This is a genomic window from Chloroflexota bacterium (assembly GCA_016235055.1).
GTDB lineage: Bacteria > Chloroflexota > Anaerolineae > JACRMK01 > JACRMK01 > JACRMK01.
The window spans coordinates 1-6029 of record JACRMK010000079.1; the positions used below are offsets into that span (position 1 = coordinate 1).

At 65.6% G+C, this 6029-nt stretch carries 6 protein-coding genes; 2 read left to right on the top strand and 4 right to left on the bottom strand.

Annotated features, from left to right (window positions below; translation table 11 throughout):
• Positions 1 to 168: 168 nt before the first annotated feature.
• Both HZB53_19545 and HZB53_19550 read right to left on the bottom strand, forming a co-directional pair.
• Entirely contained in the window at positions 169 to 366 is a 198-nt protein-coding gene (locus HZB53_19545) for a hypothetical protein (protein MBI5879847.1), read from the bottom strand.
• Positions 363 to 1142 carry a hypothetical protein gene (locus tag HZB53_19550; protein MBI5879848.1) on the bottom strand — a complete coding sequence of 260 codons (780 nt, stop codon included), beginning with the start codon at positions 1140 to 1142 and terminating at the stop codon, positions 363 to 365. The genes HZB53_19545 and HZB53_19550 overlap by 4 nt, the downstream gene beginning before the upstream one ends.
• 201 nt (positions 1143 to 1343) lie before the next feature.
• On the opposite strand from HZB53_19550, the gene HZB53_19555 reads away from it, so the two are divergent.
• Together HZB53_19555 and HZB53_19560 are read left to right on the top strand one after the other, a co-directional pair.
• On the top strand, positions 1344 to 2645 hold the full coding sequence (locus HZB53_19555) for an MFS transporter (protein MBI5879849.1): 1302 nt from the start codon (positions 1344 to 1346) through the stop codon (positions 2643 to 2645).
• A 9-nt stretch (positions 2646 to 2654) separates the two neighbouring features.
• Entirely contained in the window at positions 2655 to 3119 is a 465-nt protein-coding gene (locus HZB53_19560) for a MarR family transcriptional regulator (GenBank protein ID MBI5879850.1), read from the top strand.
• A 336-nt stretch (positions 3120 to 3455) separates the two neighbouring features.
• Here HZB53_19560 and HZB53_19565 read toward each other — a convergent pair whose 3' ends face one another.
• Positions 3456 to 3788 carry an SCP2 sterol-binding domain-containing protein gene (locus HZB53_19565; GenBank protein MBI5879851.1) on the bottom strand — a complete coding sequence of 111 codons (333 nt, stop codon included), beginning with the start codon at positions 3786 to 3788 and terminating at the stop codon, positions 3456 to 3458.
• Positions 3789 to 4375: 587 nt separating this feature from the next.
• Positions 4376 to 5746, bottom strand: coding sequence for a GGDEF domain-containing protein (locus HZB53_19570; protein ID MBI5879852.1), 1371 nt, complete (start codon positions 5744 to 5746; stop codon positions 4376 to 4378).
• Between the last annotated feature and the right edge of the window lie 283 nt (positions 5747 to 6029).

The window sequence follows — 6029 nt, forward strand, 5'->3', positions numbered from 1 at the left end:
AGCATGCCCAGTTGGATGTCGTCCAGTTGCATCGCACCGTCCTTGAACTGCTGCACGAACTCAAACCATCACCGCTGCGGTAAGGTTTTGTGGCTAGGCCACGAATCAGCTGAAAGTAAGATTTTTATATTAGGCTACACGCGGCGATCGCGGCGGGCGCGTCTGTTGTTATCGCCTCACCGCTCGCGCCAGCGAGAGCGCCAGCAGCAGCGTGACAGCCAGCGGCATCACCCACCAGACGGCGATGCCCGTCCCGACGAGCCACGCCGTGACCGCCAGCGCCAGCAGGACGCCCACCGCAACCGTCCAGTCGTCGCCGACGATGAAGTCGTACCAGAAAGCGAAGAAACGCGCGATGACACTCATGATTCACTCTCCGCTTGCGCAGCCGACCGTGCCGGCGCGGCGGCCGGCACGCGCACACGGCGCATGGCCGCGATCGCTACAAACGACACGCCCAGCACGTAGGCCAGCACGCCAAGCAACGCCAGTTCCTGGCCGGGCCACTCCACTCCGGCGCCTTCCGAACCCCAGAAGATGCCGAACGTCGTCAGCATCGCGCCAACGGCAAACTTGAGCGTGTTCTCCGGCACGCGGCTCAACGGCCGGTGCACCACGAGGCCCGCCAGTACCACCAGCACGAGCGCCAGCGCCGCGCCGAGCGCGGCCAGCGACATGCCGCCCGGCGTACCGCCGAACGCGACGACGATGAACGCCACTTCAAGCCCTTCGAGGAAAACGCCCTTGAACGCCAGCGTAAACGCGTACCAGTCCATGCCGGCGCGCACCTCGTGGCTCGCGCGCTTTGCGGCATCCGCTTCGCGTGCGAAGATCGCGTCCTCGTCGTGCAGCGATTTATGGCCCGACGCGCGCAGGATCGCCTTGCGCAGCCACTGCATGCCGAAGACGAGCAGCAGCGTGCCGACGACCAGGCGCAGGACATCGATCGGGATGATCGTCAGCGCGGGGCCGAGCGCCAGGATGACGACCGCCAGCGCGCCCGTCGCCAGCGCTGCGCCGATCAGCGGCGAGCGCCAGCCGCGCGTCACGCCGACCGCCAGCACGATCGTCAACGCCTCGACCATTTCCACCGCGGAGGCCAGAAATGCCGCAGAGACCAGCAACCACGCGCTTGTACCTATGTGCACCGTCCGGTTGCGGCAACGGCAACCCGTTCCGCTTTGAATAGCAGCGATTGTGGTTCCAATTGCGGGCGGTGTCAAACGCTAACGACTGGGACCCGGCGCGCCGGCGCGCCCACGACTTGACAGTCATCTCTACCACTTATATAATTAGTATTACGAACTATTAGAATGAATAAGCATTAGAGAGGGGAAGCATTTATGCAGGGCGAGTCTACCCAACCTGACGCGGGAACCGCACTCAGCGTCCCATCGTCGCCGCCGGCGACCAAAGTGGCCGGCGAATGGAACCCGCCGCGCACCTTTGCATCGCTGCGCCACCGCAACTACCGCCTGTATACAGCCGGCCAGTTGACATCGCAGGTCGGCACGTGGATGCAGCAGGTCGCGCAGGGCTATCTGGTCTACCAGTTGACCGGCTCGCCGCTCTACCTGGGGCTGGTCGCCTTCTGCGGCGCGATTCCGATCTGGTTCTTTGCACTCACCGCCGGCGCGCTGATCGACCGCCTGTCGCGCCGCACGGTGCTGCTGCTGACGCAGAGCGCCGCCGCGCTGCTGGCGTTCGTGCTGGCCGCGCTGGTCTTCGCCGGCGTCGTCCAGCCGTGGCACATCTTGGTGCTTGCGTTCCTGCTGGGCACCGTCAACGCCTTTGACATGACGGCGCGACAGGCGTTCGTCAAGGATATGGTCGGCAAGGACGACCTGTCGAACGCCATCGCGCTCAACTCCGCGATCTTCAACAGCTCGCGCATCGTCGGGCCGGCGCTGGCCGGCCTCACGCTTGGCGCCGTCGGCGCGGGGTGGTGCTTCCTGCTGAACGGCCTGTCGTACTTCGCGGTCATCTACGGCATCTTCCGGATGGAGATGCCGAAAGTCACGCCGCCTGCGCGCCATGCGGCGATCCTGGCCGATATCCGCGAAGGCCTGCGCTACGTGCGCCGCGCGCCGTCGATCCTCGCGCTGATGCTCGTGGTCTCGATCTCGGCCGTCTTTGCCGTGCCGTACACGACGCTATTGCCGGCCTACGCGCGGGACGTGATGCACGTGGATGCGGAAGGGCTCGGCTTCCTGAGCACCGCGACGGGCGTCGGCGCGCTGGCCGGCGCGCTGATGATGGCGACGTTGAGCTACTCGCGGCGGCGCGGGGTCATCCTGTCGGCAGGCAACCTGGTCTACCCGGCGGCGCTGCTGGGGCTGGCGTTTTCCACATCGTATGCGCTCTCGCTACTGCTGCTGGCCGTGGCGGGCTTCGCGTTCATGGCCCAGCAGTCCACCGCGAACGCGCTCGTGCAGTCGCATGCGCCCGACAACCTGCGCGCGCGCGTCATGAGCATCTACATGCTCGCCAGTTTCGCCGGCATGCAGCCGATCGGCGCGATACAGGCGGGGAGCGTCGCGGAGCATTTCGGCGTCTCGGCCGGCATCGGCGTCGGCGCGACAATCGCACTGGTCAGTTCGCTGCTGATTCTCTGGTGGCTGCCGCGCGTGCGCGAATTGCAATAGGGAGTGACCATGAGCACGACGAATGAGGTGGCCCGCGACCTGCTGGACGTGACCCCGGCGATCATCCGCACCATCCGCGCGGAGATGCGCCGCCACCGCGCGGCGGGCCTGTCGGTGCCGCAGTTCCGGGCGCTCGGCTTTCTGGCGCGGCAGCCCGGCGCCTCGCTCTCCGAAGTGGCCGACTTCCTGGGGCTGGCGCTGCCGACAACGTCCAAGCTGATCGACGGCCTGGTCTGCCGCGCACTGGCTACGCGCGAGACGCTCGCGGACGACCGCCGGCGCGTCACGCTGGCGCTGACGGCCGGCGGGCGCACGGCGTGGGAGTCGGCGCGCCAGGCGACGCAGGCTGAACTGGCGCGGCACCTCGCCAGCCTGTCCGAGAGCGACCGGGCGGCCATCGCGCGCGCGCTGACGCTGCTGCGGCCGCTTTTTGCCGAAGAACGCCGCGCGCCGGCTGCGGGGCCAGCCCGCTGAACGTTCTCGTCCGGTATGCCGACCGCTTTCAAGGCGCTGATACTGTTTTGTGATGAGTATGTCCCCAAGCGATTGTTGTATGTGTCAGCACTACATAGCAATCCCCTTTCACTTTTCCCCTTCTCCCCCGGTGCGCGGGGGAGAAGGGGCCAGGGGATGAGGGGGTGACAACCGCACTTACCCCCCAGCGATGGGGACATGATCAAACTGAAACAGTATGACAGCGCGGTTGCCACGCGATGAGCGTGTGGCACGCTGATGTCGGGCGGCCGCATAGAACGAAAAACCCTCGCGTTGGCGAGGGTTTCGTTTCGTGCGAACGGGCGGATGACTGCGTTACATGCTCCGGCCGAAGAAGGAAGAGAACTTCATGGCGAACATCATGTCGCCGCCCACCTTGAGTTTGCCCGACGAGAACGCGGCCATCGGGTTGAGCTTGCCGGTGGCGATCTCCAAATAATCCTGCGCCGTGGCGGTCAGCGTCATCTTGGGGCTAGGCGCCGTGCCGGATTGCACGTCGAGCTTGCCATCTTCGATCGTCAAGTAATAATTGCCGCCGCCGTCGCCGGTCAAGTTGAACTGCACGACGGCATCGATGCCGGCGGCCTTGTCGGACTGGAAGCCGCTCTGCATCCCCTTCATGATCTGTTCGGCCAAACTGGCGCTCATGGAATCGATCCCTTTCAGTATATGGCGTGTGTTCAATACCTGCGCCCATAGATTCTAGGCGTCCTTTGGCCGCGGCGCAAATTGACGCCGATTCGGGCAGGGCCATTCAAGGGTCATCGTGCGTGAGTATCACCCGACGAAGCGCGCCCTGAGCTTGTCGAAGGGAGCTTGTCGAGGCGCAAGCGTTGGGTGGCCCACCCTTCGACTGGCTGTTCAGAAACCTGGCTGGCAACCAGACTGGCTATTCATTCTAGCCCGTCATGCCGGCATGCGTTGCCCGCTGGCTTCGGGCCAGCGGGCGATTAACGGTCAGCGGTGTTGTCCAGCGGCTTCGCGCCGCTGGACGTTAAGCACGCCTGGGCTGGAGGCCCAGGCGCAACGAAGCCGCTGACCACCGCCGGCATCCAAGCCAGCATCTGGCACGCATACGGGCTCTGTTACGCCCGCCTGGATTCCGGCCTTCGCCGGAATGACGGCGTGGATATGCGGCGCACCAGTTTCTGTCCGCATGCACGTCGCCGCGGCGACCTGGAATTCTCAGGGTACGCCTTCGACAAGCGCAGGGCACGGCGAGGCTTGTTGCCGGATTAGCGCCCCGCTTTCGCCTGCTGTTTCAGTGCGTACATCGCCGCATCCGCGCGCGCCACGAGGCTGTCGAATAACTCATGCCCTTCCGCATCGTAGGCTGCTTCGCCCACGCTGTAGCTGATCGTGTACGGCCGGGCGCCGGCGCGGCTGAGGGCGGCCGCGGCGTTGCGCATGCGCTGCAGGGCCGGCGCGGCGTCGGCGCGGCTGCCGTGAAACACCACGGCGAACTCATCGCCGCCGATGCGCGCGATGATGTCGCTGCTGCGCATGTAGTCGCGCAGCAGACTGGCCACGTCGCAGATGCAGCGCGAGCCGGCATCGTGGCCGAAGGCGTCGTTGATCCGCTTCAGGTTGTCCAGGTCGATGTAGAGCAGGGTCAGCGTCGCCCGGGCGCGCTGCGCCTCGCGCAGGCTCTGTTCGCCGAGGAAGCGGAAGCCGCGCAGGTTGTATACCTGCGTAAGGTCATCGGTCAGCGACATATCGCGCAGGCGGCGCTCCAGGCGGTTGATGTGCCAGGCCAGGTATACGCCGGCGCCGATCAAGAACAGCGAGCTTACGGCGGCCGATAACGCCTGGGCCGTGGCGGCCGTTAGCCACCCGGCGCTGACGGCATTATGCACGGCGAAATCCAACACAAAGGGCAGCGCCAGCGCGAAGGGGAGGGTGAGCCGCGCAAACTGGCTGCCGATGCCGGTGCCGAGCAGCACGGTGAACACGCCATACTCGGCCCGGCGCATAAAGCGCACATAAGCGAGCAGCGTCATGGCCAGCAGGGCGTGCAGAGGTACGCGCGTTTGTTCGGATTGGCCGTACAGGTTCGCCACGCCAAAGATATACCCGGCCAGCACCACCAGCACCAGCGCGATCAACCCCAGCGTGGCGGCATCGGCAACGTGACTGAGCCAGTTCTTGCGCGTCCGGGCCAGCACCAGTGACAGTCCGAGCAACGCGAGATATGCGGAACCCTGCAGTGATGGGCGGTTGGGCAGCAGTTTATCGGCCTCAAACCCAAGCAGCCGATCCAGTTCGAACGGGCTATACAGGAAGATCTGCAGGCCGACGGTGGCCGCGATGATGATGGTGCTGATGGCAAGCAGTTGGCTGACCTTCAGTTGGCGCTGGCTGCGCGCAGGCTGCGAGAGGGCGAGCGATGCGGTGGCGAGCAGAAAGCTGACCGCCGTGCTTGGACTTAACAGCGACCAGCCGGCGGGCAAGAGCGACGCCACCGGCGGCGCCAGCCAGCCGGCCAGCACCACCAGCGCGAGGACGGCGACGATGGTCAGGCATACATTTTCGGCGCCCGCCAGTCGCTCGACCAGTTCCAGGTCGGGCTGGCTCGATGCCGTGATGTCGGTGTCTTGCAGTGCCATAGCCGTTACGTGCACGGGCGGTTGGCCGTTCGGGTCTGCGACCGGGACCGCTGCTCAAAGGACGACGATGGTTCACGCGGACGCGCCGCTATAACTCACTGTAGCACACTATCGCCGCAAGATCAATGCGCCTTCGGGGTGCACAGCAATTCTCATTTTGGAGTCGGCTGCCAATATGCCCCCTCATCCCCTGCCCCTTCTCCCCCGCGCGCGCGGGGGAGAAGGGGAAAAGCTAACGGGGAGGTGCGCGGCGGCGCAGCCGCCGCGCACCTCCCCTAAGAAT